We start from the raw sequence: 22,052 nt of genomic DNA on the forward strand, positions 1-22,052 counted from the left end.
GGAGGTAGCCGAGCATTATGAATTTCCTGATAACCTGCACATGCGCCCTTGCGCTCGTCTTTCCGGCTTTCTCAGTGAACGCTTCCAGTGGCAAAGGTCAGCAACCTCATGCAGCAATACACGTTTTGCTGAAATAGAAGTATCGTCCAGCTTCACGTTCAATACGCGGATCGTCTAAAGCCTCAATCGCCGTAGTCTGAGCGCGTTCGCGATGACCGAGACCGACGAGAGGCTCATTGCGGCGGCGGCGAACATGGGCGACATCAACAGCCCGAATACCGGGTAGAGCACGCCCGCAGCTAAGGGCACACCGAGCGTGTTGTAGGCAAAGGCCCAGAACAGGTTCTGGCGTATGTTACCGATCGTCGCCACGGCCAGCGTCCGTGCCTTGACGATACCGTTCAGATCGCCGCTCAAGAGAGTGATGCCCGCGCTTTCAACCGCCACGTCCGCACCCGTGCCCATGGCCAGGCCGACGTCCGCTGCGGCCAGAGCCGGTGCATCGTTGACACCATCGCCGGCCATGGCGACCTTTTTGCCATTCGCGTGCAGCTCGTCCACCAGCGCCTTCTTGTCTTCCGGCAGAACTCCAGCCCGGACCTCGTCGATGCCGAGGAGCTGCGCCACGGCCCTTGCAGTGCGTTCGTTATCCCCCGTAGCCATGATTATCCGCAGGCCCGCCTCGTGCAGTTCCTTGATGACCTCGGCCGTCGTTTCCTTGATCGGGTCGGCGACGGCGACGATGCCGGACAGTTTTCCTTCTATGGCCACGAACATGGCCGTCTTGCCTTCGCTGCGCAGAACGTCTGCCGCCTCCTCTGCTGCGGAGGTGTCGAGGGACATGTCGCGCATCATCGCGGTGTTACCAAGCGCGACGGCGTGGCCCGAGACGGTTCCGCTCACACCCTTGCCGGTCACGGCTTCGAAGTTCTCGGCATTGCCGACTTTGATACCTCTCTCTTTCGCGCCTTCGACGATGGCCTCTGCCAGCGGGTGCTCAGAGCCTTTTTCCAAGGCAGCCGCGAGGCTCAGAATGGTTTCTTCGGTCTCGTCGCCCAGAGCGTTCACATCGGTCAGCTTCGGCTTGCCTTCGGTCAGGGTGCCGGTCTTATCGACGATCAGCGTATCGACCTTGGCCATGCGTTCCAGCGCTTCGGCATCCTTGATCAGGACACCCGCCTGTGCACCGCGCCCTGCAGCCGTCGTGATCGAGATCGGCGTCGCAAGGCCCAATGCACAGGGGCAGGCGATGATCAGCACTGACACCGCCGAGGCGATGGCAAAGACGAGCGCAGGTTCGGGCCCGAAGCCGAGCCAAGCGGCGAAGGAAAGGATGGCGACCACGACAACGGTCGGCACGAAATAGGAAGAAACCTTGTCCGCAAGCCCCTGGATCGGTGCGCGGGATCGCCGCGCGTTCGCGACCATCTCGACGATCTGGCTCAGCATCGTGTCGGCACCTACACGAGCGGCTTCTATGACAAGGGAGCCGTTCTTATTGATTGTGCCGCCGGTGACCGTATCGCCCGGACCTTTTTCGACCGGCAACGGCTCGCCAGTGATCATGCTCTCGTCGATGGATGACGTGCCGTCGACGACCTTGGCATCGACGGGGACCGCGTCGCCGGGGCGCACCCGCAACCGGTCGCCCTCCACAATGTTTTCCAGCGGCGCGTCATATTCCGTGCCGTCGGGCAGGATGCGCCGCGCCGTTTTCGGGGCCAGATCGAGCAGTGCCCGGATGGCATCGCCGGTCCGTTCCCGCGCCCGCAATTCCAAAACCTGTCCGACGAAAATCAGAGTGATGATAACGACGGCGGCTTCAAAATAGGTGCCGACTCCCGCGCCCATCCGGTAAGCCTCCGGAAACACGCCCGGAAGGAATGTGGCGACCAGCGAATAGATGTAGGCCGCGCCGACACCAAGCGCGATCAGCGTCCACATGTTGGGCGAGCGGTTCACGATCGACGCCCATCCCCGCACGAAAAACGGCTTCGCTGCCCACAACACGATAGGCGTCGCCAGCAGGAACTCGATGTATGTCGCCAGCCGATGTCCGATCAAGTCCCGGACCGGCAAACCGACCAGCTCTCCCATAGTCAGGATAACCAGAGGAACGGCTGCGGCGGCACTGATCCACATCCGGCGGGTAAAGTCGGTCAGTTCTTCGCTGGGTTCATCCGACGGCACCATCGGTTCAAGCGCCATGCCGCAGATCGGACAGGCGCCGGGCTCGTCACGAACTATCTCGGGGTGCATTGGGCAGGTGTACTGAGTTCCGGCTTTCGGGGTCATGCTGTGATCCGATGCCGTACCTGAGGCATAGTAGATCGGATCGGCCTCGAACCTGGTCTGGCACTTATCGGAGCAGAAGTAGAAGGTTTCACCGTCATAATCCGCCTGACGGGCCTGCGGAGACATAGTGACGGACATGCCGCAAACTGGATCCTTGGCCTGATCGGATGACCGCTCTCGCGGGTGCGGTTCTGTTACCTGTATCATGCTCTAGCCCTCCAAAATGATGCCAATTCCTAAGATGGGGCTTCCAGCAACTGGAAGGTCAAGCTTGGATTGCTGATTAGCGAAGGAAAGCTGATTGATACTGCCAATATATTACATAATAAACAATACGCGTGTATGCACTGTACGCGCAAAGTTAAAATGTCCCACATCTGCAAAGTAGAAATGTCACACTTCCCTGTTGATCAAGCAGGATTGGAGTGTGTCCGTGGGAATGTTGATCATGAGCGAGCGCGAGCTGAACCGCATAGAAGTACTGAGCCAGGTGACCCAAGGCCGGATGACGGCTGTGACGGCCGCCAACCTGCTCGGATTGAGCCGCAGGCAGGTCCACAGGTTGCTGAGGGCGTTTCAGTCCGAGGGTCCGGCAGCGATCCGGCACAAGGCGCGCGGCCGGGCCTCGAACAACCGGACCGATCCGGCGGTTCGGGATTTTGCGGTGACACTGGTGCGAGAGACCTACATCGACTTTGGCCCGACCTTTGCGTCGAAGAAGCTTGCGGAAGATCACGGGCTGAAAGTGTCACGCGAGACGCTGCGCAAATGGATGCAGGACGCTGGACTGTGGCTCTCACGCAAGCAACGCCGGACGTTCCACCAGCCACGTCTGCGCCGGGAATGCTACGGCGAGCTGATCCAGATCGACGGGTCGGATCATCATTGGTTCGAGGATCGCGGCCCGGCCTGCACCCTGCTGGTCTTCATCGACGATGCCACCAGCACACTCATGCATCTGCAGTTCGTGAAGTCTGAGAGCACGTTCAGCTACTTCGGCGCGCTGGAGCGATACCTGGAAGCGCATGGCCGCCCCGTCGCTTTCTACTCCGACAAGCACACGGTGTTCCGTGTGGCCCAGCAAGGTGCGCAGTCCGGGCACGGTATGACCCAGTTTGGCCGGGCGTTGAACGAGCTGAGCATCGAGATCCTCTGCGCGAACAGCAGCCAAGCCAAGGGCCGTGTCGAACGCGCGAACCGGACGCTGCAGGACCGGTTGGTCAAGGAACTACGACTGGCGGGCATTTCCGATATGGAGGATGCCAACGCGTTCCTTCCGGATTTTATGGAACGCTACAACGCCAGGTTCGCCAAGGCCCCGCGCCGCCCGGACGATCTGCATCGCGCGCTGAATGTGGAGCCGGATCGCTTGGCGGAGATTCTGTGCTTCCGCGACGAGCGGTATGTTGGCAACCAGTTGGCCTTTTCCTACGCGCGGCTGCTGATCATCCTGCAAGAGAATGAGATCACGCGCGGGCTGCCCGGAAAGTATGTCGACAGCTTCGAGTTCCCGGACGGTCGGCTGGAGTTCCGCTGGAAAGGTGTCTCGCTCCCCTACTCCGTCTTCGACAAGGACCAGCGCGTCACGCATGCGGCGATCACCGAGAACAAGAACCTGAGCGCCGTGCTGGAATACATCAAGGCCGAACAGGACAAGGCCCCACCCAAGAAACGCCGGGCGGGAAAGCAGCGTACCCGCTACGAGCCAACCGGCCGGAAGCCCACGGGACGGCCCTCGTTGATGGAACCCTACTACGAAAGAAAACGCGCCGAGCGGGAGGCCCGCAAAGCCGGCCAGGGCTGCGATATCTGAGGTCTCCGCCCTGTCAGGCTTTGCTCCCCTCTGTGCCCAGGTGGGACATTTCTACTTTGCAGACCGGGTGACATTTCTACTTGGTTGCAACATGCACTAATTGTTGCGATAGTATATTATCGTAGATATGCTGAGCCTAGTCACAGAGGGTCCTCAGCATGCGTCATCCATTTAAGAAGCTCCTCCCGTCGGTCGCAGTCGCTTTGACTGTGACAAGTTCTTTGCTGCCGTTACCCGCCCGCGCGCAGACATACCCGATCGATTGCGCAATCCTCTTGTGCCTGTCTGGCGGCTGGCCTGCTTCCGTCCCTTGCGCCCGAGCCCGCGCCGAATTCATCCGGCGAATTACGCCTTGGCCGGTGGAACCGCCGCTACAAATCTGGCGCTGTCCCATGGGCGCGTCCTATGAGACCTCTCCAGCATCAAACAATACAGACCGCATCTTTGAAGCATTCTTCCAAACCAATAGCGCAAGACCGCGCCAATCATTCGCTGCGCATGACTTAGCCGGCCTTAATGAGCCAATAGAGGCCGCTTGGCGCACTCCAGACGCCCCAGATTACCTTGTTCCCACCGACCGGACCCTCCGGCTCATTCAAGATCGCGCGGACATCGATATCAGCGGACCTGAGTTCAACTTCGTGCGATCCATCCGGGTCTTTGATGTCCGGTATGCACGACAGCACGAATCCGGACGTGACGGCGACTGCAACCGTAGCGCCACCGTGGTCCTCGGCACATATGGAACGCAGGGTGACTTCGCTTGGCAGAGGTCCTCCATAACCGCCCTACCAGCCGCCCATGCCGGTCTCGAACGATGGGGCCAGAATTGCCCCAGTATCTATCATCGATCCGTCTTCGTCGACTGGCGTGACTACGAGGGCAACTACGGTTTTGAACAGGTGAACTACTGATCTCACGCAAAATGGCTCGGACTTTAAGACTGGTTTCGCGGACATGTGCAGTGCCACCTCGCGCGCCTCGTCGTCGAAGTGCAGTTTGGCATTTCGGCAAACGCCGCAGGGTTGCCCTTCTCACCCGCCCTCGTCTCTTCCGATCCGCATGAGCGCATCGAAGTCGATTTCTTGCTTCTGTTCTTCACTTATATCCGGCCGGATTTTCGATACCTGCTGGGGCCCATGGACGTCCCACATCACCGCATGCGCGCCCGTACCCCAGCGATAAACCCAACCAACAACGCTGCACTCATCGGTCCCGAACAGATTGGCGATCGCGACGCCCTCACCTTTATCATCGTTCACTGATTACTAACTTCCTGCACATTGGCGCTGCAGTTACGGCATCGTGTCATTGAGTGCGCGCTCGGATCGCATGCCGTACTTAGTGGATGTTGGATGACTACTCTTCCTGGAGGAGCTCAATTCACATGGGGACGTCCAATTCGGTACGTTTGAAAATTTCTTTGCTTTCAAATTCTGTGGTCGGGCTCCGTGGCGGCGTCGACGATCGCCAGAACCTTGAAGGGGTCAAAGCCGATGGCGCGGGCGAGAACGACCAGTTCGACGACGTCGACCCGGCGCTGGCCGCTTTCAATTCGCGCCACGAGGGATTGATGGCACTTGAGCTTGATCGCCAAGTCCTCCTGACCGAGGCCCGCCTTGATGCGGGCGTCGACCAATGCTTGGCAGAGTGCCATCTGTCCCGTGCTTCTGATTGTTTTTGCCACGCGTCACATACCTTTTGTGACGTCGCTAGCGGATGAAATCTGTTATCTAAAAAGTAGATATTTGAGGGTGTTATCGGCGTCTGGTTTCCATGGGCTGCAAGTCTGATGCTCCCGAGGCTGCCCATCAATCCCCTACCAATTGCAGAAATCGGCCATAGTCCTCGCTGACTTCGCGCGCTTCCTCGAAAGCGCGGGCGCGTTCGCTGTCGAGGCAACGGAAGTAGCTCTGGATATCCTGGATGTAGTCTTCGAAATCGCCACGGATGATGTCCGCATAGTCCCGCGCCGCCTGCGAATCGCTTGGCAGGAAAGGACGGGCCGGGGCGAAGCAGGATTCCGCCAAAACCGGCCCGGGAACGCAGATTAGAAGGACTATAGCTTGCAATTGGAGTAGGCATGTCAACCTTGGGTTTCTCAAACCTGTTATCTCCTTGATCGCAGACACTGGCCGTGACTAGTGTTTGCGCAACCAAACTACAGCTAAAGCACGATATTACATCTTGCGGTTGATAGTATACTATCGTAACTCTGGGCTTCAAGTGGGAATGCCTAGGGTCGCGCCATTGGAGAAAGCGTGAGCCGGGCCATGAACTGGGACATCGAAGCACCAAATGTGGTTACGGAAGCCAGGTTCCGCGAGCTCGTGGAAAGCGGCTATAGCGCAGAAATCCTGTGCCAGGAGTCAGCACACAAGAAGGGCCCCAGCTATTACGGGGTCTGGATCATGCGCGTCGTGTCGGACGAGGGTGTCGAAAAGCTTCTCGTCACTGCCCGCACCCGAACGACCTACAACGACATCAAGATCCGCGAGTTCAAGACCGTCTCCGGCGTGGTGTCTTTCTTTCTGGGTCTCGGCTTTGCGCATGTCGACCTACCCCTCGTCGCAGGCACAAGCCGGAGCCACAAGCTCTCCCCAGCCGACAAAACTGCCTCGACCAAGACCCCGTCAGACAAGAGCGCTGACAGCTAACCTCCTCTGGCTGCTGGCCACACCGGCCACGGCGCAGATGGTGCTGGTGATGGAGAGCGACGGCTCTCTTACCCCGTCCCGCTCACAAGACAGCTTCGCGCGCCATTACCAGGATGGGATTGCCATGGGTCCGGGAACCCGGGCCTTGGCGATCCTTGGGACAGGGGATGCTTCGGGAGGTCCTGACACTGATCAGTCTGCAGGGTTCAAACGCTCCCCCGCCCGGCCAAGCCCCGAGGTGCTGGCGGCGATCGAAGCGACGGGGCTGCGCTATGCCAGCCATCCCGGTCTGCGCCGCGCCGCGCTTTCCGTCACTGACTGGCTCAGTCTCTACCGGGCAAACATCGAGGTTGAAAGTGCCTACCGGCAGGAGGCTGTCTCGACCGCAGGGGCGATTGGTCTCGGACAGCTCATGCCCGGGACCGCAGAGGAGCTTGGCGTCGACCCGAGTGACCCCCAACAGAACCTCGACGGCTCTGCCCGCTACCTCGCGATGATGCTGGAGCGCTTCGGCGATCAGCATCTGGCGCTGGCGGCCTACAACGCGGGGCCGGACGCTGTGCGCCAATACGGTGGCATCCCCCCCTACCCGGAAACCCAGAACCACGTGGCCCGCGTCATGGCTGTCGTGGCCCGATTGGAAGGATCGAATTCATGAAACAGATTTCAAACCTCTTTGTCGCCTCGCTGGCGCTATTCCTGCTGATTGCCGAACCCGCCCTCGCCCAGAGCATTGATCTCTCCCCGATCCAAAGCTTGTTGCAGGGCATTGTCGATGCGCTGACCGGCCCACTTGGCGTTGTCATCGCGACGCTTGCCGTTCTCGGGGTCTTTCTCAGCTGGTTCTTCAACATCATCGATCTGCGCCAAGCCCTCTGGGTCCTCGTGGGCATCGCTGGTGTTGCCGCCGCCCCCACCATCGTTGCCGCGGTCTTTGCCGGTGGCTGAGCGCGCGCCTCTCTTTCTCGGCCTCGTGCGCCCGCCGAAGCTTCTGGGCCTGCCCATCATGTACGCGATGGTCTGGCTCTTCGGTTCGGTGCTCTTGTTCGTCTGGGTCCAGCACATCGCGGTATTGGGTGTCGCCGCCCTTCTTTATCCGGTGCTGTGGAAGGCCGCAGATTGGGACCCGCGTTTCATCGACGTGATGATGACGGCCCTGCAGGAGACACCGCCCACGCGTAATAGGTCCATTCATGGCGGGGACAGCTATGCCCCGTGATGACGCCCGTGATGCTGCGCTCGATGCCCGCACGATGACGCCGGACTGGTATGCGCGCGAGACCCGCCTTGCGCATATGCTGCCCTATGTCAGCCTCGTCGATGACCAGACCGTGCGGACCCGGGTCAACGAGCTCTTCCGCTGCATCCGGCTCGAGGGGATCAACAGCTACACGACGGACGATGCCTATCTCGACAAGGTGACGGCGCTCTTTGCCCGCATCGTCGCGCAGCTCGGGCCGGAATTCAGCTATTACGTCCACAAGGTCTCCAAGGCCATCACACCGGATCTCGACCCGATCCGTGAGGACAGCTTCGCGGGAGAGGTCGACCGCCGCTGGCGCGCGAAACTCGAGACCAGCGGGCTGCGCGACAAGACCCTGACGCTCACCGTCATTCACCGCCCGCCCCCGAAAAGCCTCCTGCCGTTCCTCAGCCGCAGCGCGCCGGACCGCCTGAGAGAAGAGACCCGCAAACGCCTGCAGCGACTGGGCGAGGCCGTGAACGTCTTCCTCTCGGGGCTTACCGAGCTCAAGCCACGCCTGCTGTCAGCCGGATCGGGAGAGTTGGTGGGATTTTTGGGCGCGCTCAACACGGGCACCGAGCTGCCGCTCTACCCTGCAAACACCTACGGCTTTTTGTCCGTCAACGTCGCCAATACCCGCGTGACGTTTCACGGAGACCATTTCGAGCTTTCCGAGGGCGTCGTGGGCCACCGCTACGGCAAGAGCTTCACCATCGGAGAATACTCGGAAGGCACCTCCTGCACCATGTTCGACATGCTGAACCTGCCGGTCGACATGATCGTGACGCACTCCTTCACGCCGATCAATTCGAACCTCATGGCGGGCCGCATCAAGCGGCAAAAGCGCCAGATGCAGGCCAGCCAGGATGCGGCCCTCTCCCTCCTGGAAGCCCTCGACATCGCCGCCGATGATCTCGAGGCCAAGCGCCAAAGCTTCGGCGAGCATCACATGGTCGTGACGCTCTTCTGCGAAACGCTCGAAGAGCTGCAGACCCTCAGCGCGGAGATCGTGAACGCCGCCGCAACCGAAGGCGTGAAGATGATCGGCGAGCGGGTCGCCGCAAAGGCCCATTACCTCAGCCAGCATCCCGGCAACCAGCCCAAGCGCGTCCGCGCCAGCGCCGTCACCAACCGCAACTTCGCGGATTTTGCGGCCTTCCACCGGACACAGCTCGGCAAACCTGCAGCACTTACCCCCTGGGGCCGGGTCGTGACATATTTGCCCACGCCGGAGCAGAGCGCCTACCGGTTTTCCTATCACGAGCAGGGATCGCCCGACAAAGAACCGACCAGCGGCCATACCCTGATCATGGGGCGGCCCGGGTCCGGCAAATCGGTGCTGTCAGCCTTTCTGATGACCCAGGCCCGTCGCGCAGGGGCGCGGATCTTCGTCTTCGATTACCGTCTTGGCATGGAGATGGCGGTGCGCGCCAATGGCGGGCGCTACGCCTCCCTGAACGCCGGCCAGCCCACGGGTCTCAACCCGCTCTGGACAGAGACCGATGCGCGCGGCACCGCCTGGCTCTCGGATTGGCTCACAACCCTGCTCTACCGCGCCGACAAGCCCCTGACCCCGGCGCAGACCAACCGCATCCAGGAAGTCGTGCGCCAGAACGCGCAGGCCACAAACCCGGCCCTGCGGAACTGGCGGGATTTCGCATCGCTTTTTGTGTCCACCGATGATGGCGGCGATCTGCACCAGCGCCTGCTCGAGTGGACCGAAGACGGCCGCTACGGCTGGATCTTCGGGCAGAGCCTCGAGGACACGTTCTCGCTCAAGGGCGATGTCGTGGGCTTCGATCTGACCGGCATTCTCGACAGCGAGGCCGACAAGGAACGGATGGCGGTCCTGTCCTATCTTTTCCGCCGGGTCGAGCGCGAGATCGAGGACCGCCGCCCCACCATCATCGTGATCGACGAGGCCTGGAAGGCGCTCGACAACGCATATTTCGCCGAACGGTTGTCGAACTGGCTCGTGACTGCGCGCAAGCAGAACACCGTCGCGGTGATGATGACGCAATATGCCAGCCAGCTTGAGCGCACCCGGACCGGCAAGACCATCGTCGAAGCCGTTCCGACGCAGATCCTGCTGCCCAATATCCGCGCGCAGCCTGCGGATTACGCCATGCTGAACCTCACGGAGAAGGAGCTCGACGTCCTTCTCAACACGGGCAGCAACAGCCGCTTGGCGCTGATCCGCGACGATCAGGGCTCGATCGTCGTCGATGCCGATCTGAGCGCGCTTGGACCCAATCTCACCATCCTTGGCGGCATGGAAAAGGGCGAAGCGCTTGTCGGCTCCGATTACCGCGACCGCCCAGATTTTTGGAGGCTTTCATGATCCGTATTCTTGTCGCTTTGGCTGCGCTCGGCGCACTGGCCTCCTGCACCCAGTACCGGGAGCCGCAGGCGAACTGCTTCACATTCCTTGCGTCCACAGCACCTGTCGCGCCTGATTGTGACTTCACGCCCCTTGGCACCCCGGAGGGCGACATTGAAGTCTAGCCTGCCTCATATCCTGGCGTTTTGCCTGCTGCCCGGTCTCGCCTTGTCTCAAGGCGTGCCGACCAATGACAGTGGGCTGACCGCGCGTGACATCGTCGAGACCGGCGATCGCGAGGCAGACTTGGCTGTTCAGGCCGACAAGCTTGCCGTGCGCGAACTCATCGCCGAGATCGAACGGGAGCAGCTGGAAACCCTGCAACGCATCCTCGATGCCCAAACCAGCTTCGGGGGTCAAGGACTGCCGGCGATGGTCTCGGGCCTGGAAAGCGGCAGTGGCGATCCAGCCCGCTCTGTCGAGGCGGTCTATGGCACGGGTGACATTGATCCCAATCCCGGCGGTGCGCAGATGTTCGGGGATGCGGCGGAAAACATCGAGCAGCTCATTATCCGCGTGGCTCAGGAGACCAGCGGCTTTGCCGGCGTTGGCCGCGCGGGCCTCTCCCCGGTCCAATGGCGCGCACTCCTACAGGCGCTCATCTGGCAGGAAAGCCGGTTCACGATTGGCGCCCGCTCACCCGTCGGCGCCTTTGGCCTCACCCAGATCATGCCCGGTACCGCCAGCGATCTGGGCATCAATCCGGAATACTATGACAGCCCCTACCTGCAGGTGCATGGCGGTGCACGCTATCTCGCGACACAACTCAACACCTTCGATGGCAACATCATCAACGCCCTTGCGGCCTATAACGCCGGACCCGGCCGGGTCTTCGAGTATGGCGGCGTGCCACCCTTCCGCGAGACTAGAGCCTACGTCCAGGCTATCCCGGAGCGCTACAATCTCTATCTGAGCCGTATCGGCGGGATCGATGCGCTTGGCACGATCGATCCGGCGCTTCTCGCCAATGCCAACCTCTCGCTCACGGGTCATGGGGCGGCCTTTTATGGCAGCAACTCACCAGCCGCGATCCGCCAAGCCGCCCTGCGCATTTCCGACATCGTCGAACGGATTTCCGAGACTGAAGACGTGCAGGAAAGCATCGCACTCAACACCTATGCCCGCGCCGAACTCGTGCGCCTCGTCGCTGCACGCATCCGGCTTCAGGCGGCACGCACCCGCGTCCTTTCTGCCGAGGAGCTGGCCCAGGCCAGCGCCCGCATGGCCGAAGGCGCGTTCATGGATTTTACGATCAGGGAGATTGAATGATGGGACATCTGCTCTTGAGGACAGCTTTGGCCACGACATTTGGCGTTGGCTTGCAGTTCAGCGCCCTACCCCCTGCCGCAGCACAAGGTGTACCGGTCGTCGATACCCAGAATATCGCGCAGAACATCCAGCAGCTCCGGCAGATGATCGAAGACGAGATTTTGCAGAACGAGCAGCTGACGCAGCTCCGCGAACAGCTTGCCACACTCACGGATCAACTCGCGGAGCTGCAAAGAACCTATGAAGCGCTCACCCGACTTGCCGAGCTTCCCGAAATCATCCGGACGGAAATGGAAGACGAGTTGAACGGTCTGCTCGACCAGGAGTTCGGGGACATCCTCGCCACGATTGAGGCGATCAAGACTGGGGATTTCTCGGGCCTCTCGGGCTCCGGCGCAGGCGAAATCGAAACCCAGATGGACCGGGTGCTGGCAGACCTCGGCTTTGACGAGGACACCCTTTCGGAAATGGCCACGAGCGGCAATCCCGGGGCCAACCGCGTGGCGACGCAGGCCACCACCGGTGCCCTTGTCTCGGCGGCGGCCCAGAACAGCTATGAGGATGCCGGCCAATCGCTCGAGAGGGTCGACCGCCTTGTCGGGCTCATCGACGACATGGAAGAGCTCAAGCAAAGCGTCGATCTCAACACGCGCGTGACAGCTGAATTGGCCATCGCCCTCGTGGCAATGTGGCAGCTCGAAGCCGTGCAAACCGTGGGCGATGGCACCGGCGGCGTGATCGATGCCGCCACCATCGCCGAAGAGCAGCGCTTCATGGATTTCACGCTGCCCGAGCTGCGGGCAGACTGATCGTGGGGGCATGACGGGTGGCGACTGAACAAGAAATCATCGAAGAAGAACTGGTCTATGGCGCGCTGCGCCGCGAACGGCTCTGGCAACGCCTTGGCCTGATAGGCCTTGTCTTCGGTATCATCGGCTGTCTGAGCGCAGCAGCAGTCGCGATCCTCGATGTCGACCCACCCCCCGTCGTTGTCCCCTATGATCCCGCTACTGGTTTTGCCCTGCCCGAGGCGTCCGTTGGGGCCACATCCGTCACCGCCAACCAGGCGATCATCGAGGCGGAGGTGTTCCGCTATGTGACCGACCGGGAGGTCTACAACCAGCTCGACAACGATCTGCGCATCCGCAGCGTCCTGCGCCGCTCGGACGGGGCCGCCGAGAGCGGGCTGCGCCAGATCTGGAACAGCGCCAACGAGAATTACCCGCCGACCGTCTATGGCCCCAATGCCCGGCTCGACGTGGAAATTCTCAGCGTCAACCGGATCGGCACCAACCGCGCCACGGTGCGCCTGCGCAAGCGTCTGACCTCCATCCGCGGCACCCAAACCGGCCTCTTCACTGCGACGCTTCTCTTCGAGTTCCGCCCGGAGACCCGCCGCTCCATCGACGAGGTCTGGACCAATCCATTCGGCTTCACCGTCCTCGAATATTCCATCCGCTCCGACAGATTGGAGAACTGACGTTGTTGTTTATAAGATCGCTTATTTTTGTCATTGCCCTGTTGCCCGGCCTCGCCTCTGCCGAAGCCATCCCGCGTGGCGGTCCCAACGACAGCCGGGTGCGCTTGGCCACCTACCAGGAGGGTCAGGTCTACCGTCTCAGCGTGTCGCTCACCCATGTGACCACCATCGAGTTCGGGATCGGCGAAAGCATCCGCTCGATCATCGCGGGCGACACGGAAGGCTTTGAGATCGACGGTGTCCCGGGCGGTCAGGCCTTCGCGATCAAGCCTGTGGCGCGCGGGGTGCATACCAATGTGACAGTCTATACGAACCGCCGGAGCTACTACTTCAACGTCGAGGAGGTCCGCAGCCCAACCTTCTACGTGGTGCAGTTCCGCTATCCGGAGGACGATGCGCGCCCGACCCGGGCCATCGCCGCCCAAGCGCCGAACTACAACTACGGCGCCAGCGCGCGGACCGAGTTCACGCCAACGCGCATCTGGGATGACGGGACGTTCACGTATTTCGCTTTTCCAAGAAACGCGCCTGTGCCCGCGATCTTTCGCTACGCGGGCGGCCGTGAACGCACGGTCAACACGCAAACCCCTGAGGACGGTGTGATCCGCGTCAGCGGCGTAAACCGCCAATGGGTCCTGCGACTTGGCGAAGAGGTGGTCTGCATCGAGGCGATCCCGCCCGCGGAGGTGACCTCATGAGCGATACAGAGAACACCGAGCTGGAAAAACGCCTCGCCGCCCTTGAGAAAGGCAGTGCCCGCGCCCCCACGGCGTCGCAGCGCCGGTCGCCCCTTCTCGCGCTGATCGTGGTCCTCGTCATCGGCGCAGGTGGTGCCCTGCTCTATCTCCTCTCACAGCCCGACGAAGAGGAAGCCTTGCCGACGGCCACTCCGGACGTCTTCCAAAACGAGGGGGACGGCTTTGGCGCTATCGAGACCTTGCCCCCGCCCGAGCCCGAGGTTGTGTTTGTCGGACCGGACCCCGTCGAGCCCAACGCGGAGCTTCTGGCGCAGATCACCGCGCTGCAGGCTCAGATCGAGGAATTGCGCAACGCCCCCGAACCGGTCGTCGAGGAAGACACCGCCGCCGCAGAGGCTATTGACGCGCTGACCGCCCAGATCGCTGCGCTGCAAGCCGCCTCTGAAGCCGCACAGCAACGATTTCAGGATGAACTGACGGCACGGGATCGCAGCCTTGAGCAACTCCGCATGGATCTGGAACTGGCCCAACTCGAGGCCAGCCGACCCCAACCTGCCCCAGCGGGCCCCACGGAAGATGAGCTGCGCGCACGCGAACAAGAGCGACTGCGCCGGGAGGAAGAAGCCCGGCGCATGGCCGATCTGGAGCGCCGCGCCGCGGAGGAACGCGCCTTCCAGGAGCGGCGCATCGCCTCGCCCACCATCGCGTTTGGCGGCACGTCCGGAGCGAATGAAACGGCTCTGACCGAACGCACTTTTGGCGAGGTGACGGATTTCGTGCTGAACGGGGCGCTGCCCTCGACGGTGACGCAGGCCGAGGTGATCGCCAATCCCTCCAACACGATTCTACAGGGCACCATGATCCAGGCCGTCATGGAAACCGCCCTTGACAGCTCCCTGCCCGGCCAGACCCGTGCCGTGGTGTCCGAGGATGTCTACAGCGTCGATGGCGTGCGCCTCTTGATCCCCCGCGGATCCCGTCTCGTCGGGCGCTACCGCGCTGGCGTCGATATCGCGCAGCGCCGCGTCACGATCGCCTGGGACCGGATCATCCTGCCCGACAACCAGACCGTCCAGATCAGCTCCTTCGGAGGTGATGAACTGGGCCGTTCTGGCGTCACCGGCTTCGTGGACACACGCTTCGCCGAGCGTTTCGGGTCGGCCGCCCTGATCTCGCTGATCTCCGCAGCACCCAGTGCCGCCGCCTCCGAAGTCCAGGATGAGACTGCCGCCGACGCTCTCGAAGACGTTGGCGATGATCTGGCAGATGCCACGGACAGCGTCATAGGCGATTACCTCTCCATCGGCCCCGTCATCTATGTCGACCAGGGCGCCCGCGTCACGGTCATGGTCGACCGCGATCTGGAGGTATTCTGAGCCCATGTCTCTGAGCTATCTCGAAACCTCGCTCGACCGGATCAACGCCGCCGCTCGCGACGACGTCATCGAGATCTGCATCAATCCCGACGGGACCTGTTGGGGCGAATTCCAGGGCGATCACTTCATGCGCGCGCTAGACCAGAGGCTGACCGGCGTTCAGGTCAGGGACCTCGGCAACCAGATCGCCTCATCGGCCAATACCACGATGAGCAAGGACCGCCCCATCGTCTCGGTTTCGATCACCTACAAGGGGCGCCCGATCCGCGCGCAGGTCATCACCCCGCCCGCCGTGCTCTCGGCCATGTCGATCAGCCTGCGGTTCTTCTCGAGCCTGCCACTCGAGGGCATTGCGCTCGATTTCCTCTACGGAAAAGAGCGCAAGCTCGAAGACCTGCGCGTGGAAAAGAAGCGCGCCTTGCGCGCCGTGGTGGCTGCCGGATTGATCGATGATGCGCTTGCCTTCTGCGTCGAGAACAAACTCAACATGATCGTCTCGGGTGGCACCTCCACCGGCAAGACCGTCGCCGCGCGCAAGATCCTCTCTCACGTACCGGCCGAGGAACGCATCGTGACCATCGAAGAAGCGGCCGAGCTTTTACCGACCCAGCCAAATGCCGTGACCCTCATCGCCAATCGTGACGCGGAATTCCAGACCGCCGATGTGCTTCTCACCGCCACGCTGCGCATGCGCCCCGACCGGATCATCCTAGGCGAGGTGCGCGGCAAGGAGGCCATGACCTTTCTGGAAGCCATCAACACCGGCCATGGCGGGTCCATGACCACACTGCATGCCGAAACCCCGCAACTCGCCGTGCAGCGGCTCGCGATCGCGGCACTCAAGACCGAAATCCCGATGACCTATGCCGACATGATCCAGTACATCGAAAATTCCATCGATGTGATCATCCAGGCCGGTCGCCATGACGGCAAACGCGGCATCACCGAATTCTACCTGCCCGGCGCAACCGAGATTGGAACTTCCCCATGAAGACCTTTGAATACGATATCCTGTCCTTTCCCATGACCCGCAAAACCGGCCTTGCCGACATGCAGACCTGCCTGAACGAGAAGGGCGCAGACGGCTGGGAGGTGGTGTCGATCAGCTCCTCGGAATTCGCCAATGTCGGGCACACCGTCTTCCTGAAGCGTGAGACCACACCCGCTGGAGTCACGACATGAGGCGGGCGCGTTGCCTCGCCTTGGCCGCGCTGGCCCTAAGCTTGACGCCGACCCTCGCCGTTGCCGAGCGCAACCTAGTGCCAACCCTCGATCGCAGCTTTGACGTCTGTCCGGATCGGCCCGCCGAGCCCGTCTGGATGCAGGAGATCCCCCTGCGCCAAGCCTATCAGCGGGTTCTGGTTCAGGACATCTATCGCGCCCAGAATCTCGAGTGGGTCGTCGAGATCGGCAACTGCGACTGCGCGACCCGGTTCCCCTCTTGGGACGCGGCCGAGGCCGTGTTTCGGGAGAGCTACGCGAACAACAAACGATGGGAACTGCTGCAAGTCTCGGACGCCTACAACCGCCGCGCCAACGCCGCCCGAACTGCCGCCAAGGCCATCTGCGAAGCCGCAGGTAATTGGTAAGGCAGCCCCGCGATGAGTGTCGTCACCTACTTCGTTGAAACCTCCCAAGCCTATCTCGACACTGCCGCTGAGACCCAGTTTGGTGCGGTTGCGGCAACGGTCGGCACGCTCCTGGTTTTGGGGACAACGCTGGTGGTGATCCTCGTCGGAATCAACATGATCTATCAATACCGGGCCATGGATGGGCACACGGCCTTCTGGCTCGCGGTCAAGATCGGGCTCATCGGGATATTCGCGACCAATTGGATGCAGTTCAACGCGTTCTCGTCAGCCATTCTCTATGGGATCGACAGTATCGCGGGCGCGCTGGTGGCCTCGGTCGGCGGCGGCAGTCCGGGCCCTTCAGGCACCTTCGCGGAGGAATTCGACCGGCTGATCGCGGAGCTGGGCGACTATCTGAACGCTGCCGGGTCCGAGTTGAACTGGATGGCTGGCGCCATGCTCGACATTGTCGGCGTCCTCCTGCTTTCAATCCTCGGCGGACTGGCCGCCTTCATCCTAGTGGCCTCCCGACTGATGATCGCGCTTCTGATCGGGATCGCCCCGGTGATGATTTTCCTGACCCTCTTCGAGGTCACCAAGGATTATTTCGCGCGCTGGCTGTCCGCGCTGATCTCCTTTGCGCTATACCCCATCGTCGTCGCAGGCGTGTTCGCAACGATCACAGGCGTTTCCTCCGCGCTCATCGGTGAACTAGGCGATCCCGAAGGAGCCTCAAACATCGGCGCGCTCATCCCCTTCTTCATGATGGTGCTCATGGCCAAGGGCTTCATTATCGCCACGCCCTTCATCGTCCGCGCGATCTCCGGCAACATCATGATGCCCGCCCTCTCCGGTGGCCTCGGCGGCGGCTACAGCTTTGCCCGCGCCGCCATGGGAAGCCAGCAGGCCTACAATCGCTACCTCATCGGCGGGGCCAGTGGCGCAGAATACGCAGCCCTCAGGGCGCGGCAGTTCTTTGGCGTACAGCAAATGCCAGTGCGGCAAGGCATGGGACAGACGGGTTCCGGAGGCGGCACAGGATCCGCAGACTCGGGATCAAAAATGCTGGCGCAGCTGGCGAGACTGGGACGGCTTGGGCGACGGTGACGGCCCAGAGCGGCCGCGCGCCAAGGTCATGGGCGTTGCAGCGCAGCTTCACCAGACCGGCCATTCGTCCATCGTGCAGCATTTTCGTAGGATGAAGGACGGCACAGCGGGACGAAGCGCCAGTTCGCTGCGGTTATTCAAACAGCAAAGCGCCCGATGGGTTGCACCGGGCACTTCTTGCTAAAACACCTCGAAATTACTTGGCAGCGAGAATGTCGAAATTGTGGATGTTAGCCACCACACCGTCGTCCCATCCGCCTGCGACCAATTCCGCAGCCCTTTCATTCAGCAGCCCGGCGACCTGTCCGGCAAAATGCGCTTCGCGGCCCGAGTTGTCGGCAAAGATGTCGAATATGGCGAAATTGGTCTCGTCAATCTGCAGCGCCGCCCAGAACAATGTCTCGGGTTCGGTATCTGCGACGATGGGGCCGGCGGCAGTCAGCAAGGCGGCCAATTCGGGGCCTTTCCCCGGTGCAGCTTCGAGCTTGATGTAAGTCGCGGTCGTTGCCGTGGAGAGATCAACCGGCGCCTTGACCGAAAGGACATCGGAGTTGTTGATATTCGCGACGACACCGTCATCCCATCCGCCGTCAACCAGCGCGTCGGCGTTTTGGTTCAAAGCCGCGGCAACCGCCCCCGCAAAGTGAGCGTCGCGCGCTGCTTCATCTGCGAATATGTCAAAGATTGCGAGCGTTTCATCGGCTTGCAGAGCAAACCAGAGGACGGTGCCCGGCTCTGTGTCCCGCACGATCGGTGCGGCACCCGCCAGAAACTCCGCAAAGGCTTCGGTCTGGCCTTCGGCGGCAGGCATGGCGATATAGCTGGCAGTGTGATTTTCCATTGGGTTGTCCTGTGCAGTTGCAGAAGTTGTGATCAGCACCATTGCGGCGACTGTTTGAAGGATTTGCGTTTTCATGGCCGTCTCCTGATTAGAAATGCGTCATGTCTGGTTTCGACGCCTTCTTGTCCCATGCCGGATGCGTCAGACACCAATTCCGAAATGCTATTCTTTGATAGACACGGACTATCGAAGTTGTTCAGATGGCGCAAACTGAGCTGTGACGGAGACTGCGGCGATGGAAATGAACCAGATTAGGTATTTTCTCGCTGTTTGCGAGCACCGAAACTTCACCCATGCCGCCAGTGCCTCCAATGTTTCCCAGCCTTCCTTGACGACGGCGATCAAGAAGCTCGAAGACGAACTTGGCGGTGAGCTGTTTGTCAGGGACCGTGCGGGATGCAGGCTGACGGCGCTGGGAAAACTCATGCAGCCACGATTGCGGAAGGCTCACGATGAAACGCGACAGGCGAAGGCAGAGGCGGTTCGTCATATGCGCCTGGAGCGAGTTCCAATCTCTGTCGGTGTCGGCGAAACGATTGGCCACAACAGAATTTCGGCAGCTATGGAGCGTATGCGCAATCGCGTGCCGCAAGCCGAAATCGAATTGATCGTCGCATCATCCCACGAGCTTCTTGCCGGGTTGCGGGATGGTGACTTTGACGTTGTCGTCACCGCAGAGACGGTCAGTGAAGACCTCTATCGTATAGATCACCTCTATGAAGAGGACTACAAGGTCGTGGTGTCAAAGTCGCATCCGTTGTCTGAACTAAATACAATTTCTCTGTCAACGCTTGCTCAGACTGACATGCTTGACCGACTGAATTGCGAAATGCGGGATACTTTGCATGGAACCTGCGCGGATCATGATCACGAACTTTACGCGGCCTATCGGTCAAATCGCGTGGATTGGTTGGTTGAGCTGGCGCGGCAAGGGTCAGGTGCGGTGATCCTGCCAGCCACCGCTATTCCATCAGACATGGGCCTGGTGTCGAAACCCATCGATGGCCTTGAAATATCAAGAACTGTTTTTGCCCTTCGATATCGGCACCAAACGATGAGACCTGGAACAAATGATCTGATCCGTGAGATGGCGCGCACGCCGACTTAGTGAGATCGGTAACCGACATTTGCCCATCGCGCAGCATTAATGATTCTGGGCTCAGTGCCGCCATGCGGCGTCGCAGAATATCCTGCCGTTCCACCGATAGGTGAAGGTCTGTTTTGGCGGGGCGTGCCTGTCTGGCTCGCGACTCCAGCTAACGGCAGCAGTCCGCCCTCCCCGACAAACAGGCGATGTCCGCCACCCTATCGCGCAACCAGCCTTTCACCATCCTCCTCTCGCAGCATCGCTTCCATTTCGTCCAAGCCATCGACTGCAGAGCGCATCTGCGCCTCATCAGCTACGCTCGCAGCTTCAGAATCCACGACGCCGCTGCCAAAATCCATCTCCATCTGGCGCTGTTCCTCGGCGATGACGGCTTGAACGACAGGCGCGGTCTTCTTTGGAGCGGCGTCGGCTTGGCCTGACGGTTGACCGGCTGCAACCTGGCGTGCGCTCTCCACAACTACGTCAGTTTCAGCTCCGTGTCCTCCACCCGTCGAAGGCGGTGTCATCGGCATGGCTCGCACACTCAGCGGCAGCGTGCCTTGGGCCCTGCCTCCCCCCGGCTTGGGAAACGGCAACTCTCCCGTCTGCGCCGCGTGGATCGCCTTGAACAGCCGATCGTCAAAATATTGGATCCGCTTTGCCCGGACCGGCATCTGGGCATCGATGACCATGACGATCTCATCGAGCGGCAGGCGGCGCGCCTCGTCTTCAGGGAGCAAGGAGCTTTCTTCAGTCCGCGTGGATTGGCTGCGGCCTTCAAAGGGGTTTTTGCCGATTGACTGGGATCGCGTGATGACGGTCTTCGTGGTCTTGCCAACCGCCTTGCTCAGTTCCTCGACTGTCTTTTCATCCGAAGGCGTCAGGTAGAGCTTCACGCCCGCATTCCCCTGCAAGGCGCGGCGGGTGTTTTCGCCGTAGATTTCATCGAGGGCGGGGATGGTTTGGGTGACAACGGCGAGGTGACCACGATAGGTGCGCAGTGTCTCGATGCTTTCGACCACGATGGGCATTTTGCCGAGGCGATTGAACTCGTCGAGCATGATCATCACCGGCCACGGCTCATCCGGCCCGGGGTCCTTTTCCTGCATGGCCGAGAGCAGGTCGGAGAAAAACAGCCGGATCAGCGGCGCGAGCGGCTTCACCATCAGCGGCTGGACCACGAGATAGACCGAAAAGGGTTTCTTGCGGATCGTCCGGAAATCAAAGTCCGACACGGACGTCGCCTCATCGATCGCCGGGTTCTGCCATTGGTCGAGCCCCGATGTCATCAGGAGCGAGACGTAAGAGGTCAGGGTGTCATTGTTGGTCGAGGCCAGCCGCGTGAAGATCAGCTTGGCCGCCCTGTTGTCGACCTCATGGCCCCGCGCGAAATACTCCTTCTGCTTGTTCCCGCCCGAGGCGGCGATGCGGTAGATCTCGCCCAGGGTCGGACGCTTGCGCTGGAAGGCCAACAGGCCTGCCGCCACGAAGAGATCGATCCCGCCCTTGAGCAGCCCCTGCACCCGGTCGTTGTCACTCTGCAGGAAGAGCGTCGCCAGGAGCTGCAATTCCATCTGCTGGCGCGCGGGATCTTTCAGTTGATAGATGCGCAGGAGCGGGTTGTAGCGATGCGTGCGCTTGCCCTCCCAATCGGTGGGGGCAAAGCGATAGACCTTGTCGCCTTGGGCTGCGCGGTGCCGGGCCGTGGCCTCGAAACACTCGCCCTTCACATCGAGCGTCACGGCGGAGCCTTGCCAGGTGAGCAGGTTCGGAATGACAAAGCCCGTGGTCTTGCCGCGGCCCGTGGGGGCCACGATCAGCGCATGCGGGAAAACCTTGGAGCAAATGTATTTTGCGCGGGAGCCCGGAGGCCCCAGCTTGCCGAGGATGAACCCGGTCCCTGGCGCCCCGAAGAAGCCATTGGCCTTCATCTCGCGCGCGCTCTGCCAATGGGTCTGGCCAAAGCGTGTCAGGGCGGATCCCGACAGCGCCAGGCTCAGCATCAGGCCGGCGGCGGCGAAGCTGCCGATGATCAGGTGAATAAGTTGCGCATCCTCCGGGCGGCGGTCCAGGATCGCCAGATAGTTCTGCGCGATATAGGCAAAGTCGATCTCGGCCCCGAAGCCGAGATCCTGGTAGGTCAGCACCGCCGAGGCGATGGTATAGCCCATGGCGGCGGTCACCAGCGTTACCAACAAGACACCGGTCGCGATCCGCGCCTTTCCCATGGGCGCG

At 61.3% G+C, this 22,052-nt stretch carries 24 protein-coding genes; 18 read left to right on the top strand and 6 right to left on the bottom strand.

Annotation, left to right across the window (positions count from 1 at the left end; translation table 11 throughout):
* Positions 1-174: 174 nt before the first annotated feature.
* Complete coding sequence (locus FDP22_RS23430; RefSeq protein ID WP_231035893.1) at positions 175-2,433, bottom strand: heavy metal translocating P-type ATPase; 2,259 nt, start codon at positions 2,431-2,433, stop codon at positions 175-177.
* 295 nt (positions 2,434-2,728) lie between these two features.
* Here FDP22_RS23430 and FDP22_RS23435 point away from each other — a divergent pair, with 295 nt between their 5' ends.
* Positions 2,729-4,108 (top strand): ISNCY family transposase, encoded by a 1,380-nt coding sequence (locus FDP22_RS23435; RefSeq protein ID WP_239032052.1) that lies wholly within the window; start codon positions 2,729-2,731, stop codon positions 4,106-4,108.
* Positions 4,109-4,266: 158 nt separating this feature from the next.
* Positions 4,267-5,022, top strand: coding sequence for a hypothetical protein (locus FDP22_RS25055; RefSeq protein ID WP_239032053.1), 756 nt, complete (start codon positions 4,267-4,269; stop codon positions 5,020-5,022).
* A gap of 120 nt (positions 5,023-5,142) precedes the next feature.
* Here the strand turns inward: FDP22_RS25055 and FDP22_RS23445 are convergent, their stop codons facing one another.
* The 3 genes from FDP22_RS23445 to FDP22_RS23455 all read right to left on the bottom strand — a co-directional run bounded on the left by FDP22_RS23445 (position 5,143) and on the right by FDP22_RS23455 (position 6,171).
* On the bottom strand, positions 5,143-5,370 hold the full coding sequence (locus FDP22_RS23445; RefSeq protein WP_138578385.1) for a hypothetical protein: 228 nt from the start codon (positions 5,368-5,370) through the stop codon (positions 5,143-5,145).
* A 167-nt stretch (positions 5,371-5,537) separates the two neighbouring features.
* Entirely contained in the window at positions 5,538-5,795 is a 258-nt protein-coding gene (locus FDP22_RS23450; protein ID WP_071974110.1) for a helix-turn-helix domain-containing protein, read from the bottom strand.
* Positions 5,796-5,919: 124 nt separating this feature from the next.
* A complete protein-coding gene (locus FDP22_RS23455; protein WP_076981275.1) occupies positions 5,920-6,171 on the bottom strand; it encodes a hypothetical protein in 252 nt (83 codons plus the stop codon).
* A 210-nt stretch (positions 6,172-6,381) separates the two neighbouring features.
* Between FDP22_RS23455 and FDP22_RS23460 the strand changes: the two genes are divergently transcribed.
* The 15 genes from FDP22_RS23460 to FDP22_RS23525 are packed head-to-tail and all read left to right on the top strand — an operon-like array spanning position 6,382 to position 17,889.
* On the top strand, positions 6,382-6,765 hold the full coding sequence (locus tag FDP22_RS23460) for a hypothetical protein (protein WP_138578387.1): 384 nt from the start codon (positions 6,382-6,384) through the stop codon (positions 6,763-6,765).
* Positions 6,766-6,802: 37 nt separating this feature from the next.
* Positions 6,803-7,423 carry a lytic transglycosylase domain-containing protein gene (locus FDP22_RS23465; protein WP_138578389.1) on the top strand — a complete coding sequence of 207 codons (621 nt, stop codon included), beginning with the start codon at positions 6,803-6,805 and terminating at the stop codon, positions 7,421-7,423.
* Positions 7,420-7,713: a TrbC/VirB2 family protein gene (locus FDP22_RS23470; protein WP_009503803.1), complete on the top strand. Its 294-nt coding sequence runs from the start codon at positions 7,420-7,422 to the stop codon at positions 7,711-7,713. Before FDP22_RS23465 ends, FDP22_RS23470 begins: the two co-directional genes overlap by 4 nt.
* On the top strand, positions 7,706-7,984 hold the full coding sequence (locus FDP22_RS23475; protein ID WP_012187324.1) for a VirB3 family type IV secretion system protein: 279 nt from the start codon (positions 7,706-7,708) through the stop codon (positions 7,982-7,984). The genes FDP22_RS23470 and FDP22_RS23475 overlap by 8 nt, the downstream gene beginning before the upstream one ends.
* Positions 7,974-10,349: a VirB4 family type IV secretion/conjugal transfer ATPase gene (locus tag FDP22_RS23480; RefSeq protein WP_138578391.1), complete on the top strand. Its 2,376-nt coding sequence runs from the start codon at positions 7,974-7,976 to the stop codon at positions 10,347-10,349. Before FDP22_RS23475 ends, FDP22_RS23480 begins: the two co-directional genes overlap by 11 nt.
* Complete coding sequence (locus tag FDP22_RS24675) at positions 10,346-10,513, top strand: hypothetical protein (RefSeq protein ID WP_170317860.1); 168 nt, start codon at positions 10,346-10,348, stop codon at positions 10,511-10,513. Before FDP22_RS23480 ends, FDP22_RS24675 begins: the two co-directional genes overlap by 4 nt.
* A complete protein-coding gene (locus FDP22_RS23485) occupies positions 10,503-11,657 on the top strand; it encodes a lytic transglycosylase domain-containing protein (RefSeq protein ID WP_170317861.1) in 1,155 nt (384 codons plus the stop codon). The genes FDP22_RS24675 and FDP22_RS23485 overlap by 11 nt, the downstream gene beginning before the upstream one ends.
* Positions 11,657-12,466 carry a type IV secretion system protein gene (locus tag FDP22_RS23490; RefSeq protein ID WP_138578434.1) on the top strand — a complete coding sequence of 270 codons (810 nt, stop codon included), beginning with the start codon at positions 11,657-11,659 and terminating at the stop codon, positions 12,464-12,466. Before FDP22_RS23485 ends, FDP22_RS23490 begins: the two co-directional genes overlap by 1 nt.
* 17 nt (positions 12,467-12,483) lie before the next feature.
* Positions 12,484-13,137 carry a VirB8 family type IV secretion system protein gene (locus FDP22_RS23495; RefSeq protein ID WP_138578393.1) on the top strand — a complete coding sequence of 218 codons (654 nt, stop codon included), beginning with the start codon at positions 12,484-12,486 and terminating at the stop codon, positions 13,135-13,137.
* A gap of 2 nt (positions 13,138-13,139) precedes the next feature.
* The gene (locus FDP22_RS23500; protein ID WP_138578395.1) at positions 13,140-13,835 is read left to right on the top strand and encodes a TrbG/VirB9 family P-type conjugative transfer protein; all 696 of its coding nucleotides are present in this window, start codon (positions 13,140-13,142) and stop codon (positions 13,833-13,835) included.
* Positions 13,832-15,211: a TraB/TrbI/VirB10 family type IV secretion system protein gene (locus FDP22_RS23505; RefSeq protein WP_138578396.1), complete on the top strand. Its 1,380-nt coding sequence runs from the start codon at positions 13,832-13,834 to the stop codon at positions 15,209-15,211. The genes FDP22_RS23500 and FDP22_RS23505 overlap by 4 nt, the downstream gene beginning before the upstream one ends.
* Before the next feature lie 4 nt (positions 15,212-15,215).
* Positions 15,216-16,202, top strand: a complete 987-nt coding sequence (locus FDP22_RS23510; protein WP_138578398.1) for an ATPase, T2SS/T4P/T4SS family — start codon at positions 15,216-15,218, stop codon at positions 16,200-16,202.
* Entirely contained in the window at positions 16,199-16,393 is a 195-nt protein-coding gene (locus tag FDP22_RS23515; RefSeq protein WP_138578400.1) for a DUF4177 domain-containing protein, read from the top strand. Before FDP22_RS23510 ends, FDP22_RS23515 begins: the two co-directional genes overlap by 4 nt.
* On the top strand, positions 16,390-16,800 hold the full coding sequence (locus tag FDP22_RS23520) for a hypothetical protein (RefSeq protein WP_138578402.1): 411 nt from the start codon (positions 16,390-16,392) through the stop codon (positions 16,798-16,800). Before FDP22_RS23515 ends, FDP22_RS23520 begins: the two co-directional genes overlap by 4 nt.
* 12 nt (positions 16,801-16,812) lie before the next feature.
* Positions 16,813-17,889 carry a TrbL/VirB6 family protein gene (locus tag FDP22_RS23525; RefSeq protein ID WP_056037075.1) on the top strand — a complete coding sequence of 359 codons (1,077 nt, stop codon included), beginning with the start codon at positions 16,813-16,815 and terminating at the stop codon, positions 17,887-17,889.
* A 196-nt stretch (positions 17,890-18,085) separates the two neighbouring features.
* Here FDP22_RS23525 and FDP22_RS23530 read toward each other — a convergent pair whose 3' ends face one another.
* On the bottom strand, positions 18,086-18,805 hold the full coding sequence (locus FDP22_RS23530) for a hypothetical protein (protein WP_138578404.1): 720 nt from the start codon (positions 18,803-18,805) through the stop codon (positions 18,086-18,088).
* A 160-nt stretch (positions 18,806-18,965) separates the two neighbouring features.
* Here FDP22_RS23530 and FDP22_RS23535 point away from each other — a divergent pair, with 160 nt between their 5' ends.
* Entirely contained in the window at positions 18,966-19,838 is an 873-nt protein-coding gene (locus FDP22_RS23535) for a LysR family transcriptional regulator (RefSeq protein WP_056037067.1), read from the top strand.
* 197 nt (positions 19,839-20,035) lie between these two features.
* On the opposite strand, the gene FDP22_RS23540 is transcribed toward FDP22_RS23535, so the two are convergent.
* A complete protein-coding gene (locus FDP22_RS23540; RefSeq protein WP_138578436.1) occupies positions 20,036-22,045 on the bottom strand; it encodes a type IV secretory system conjugative DNA transfer family protein in 2,010 nt (669 codons plus the stop codon).
* Positions 22,046-22,052: the final 7 nt, after the last annotated feature.

The sequence above is a fragment of the Paroceanicella profunda genome (assembly GCF_005887635.2).
GTDB classification, from domain to species: Bacteria; Pseudomonadota; Alphaproteobacteria; order Rhodobacterales; family Rhodobacteraceae; genus Paroceanicella; species Paroceanicella profunda.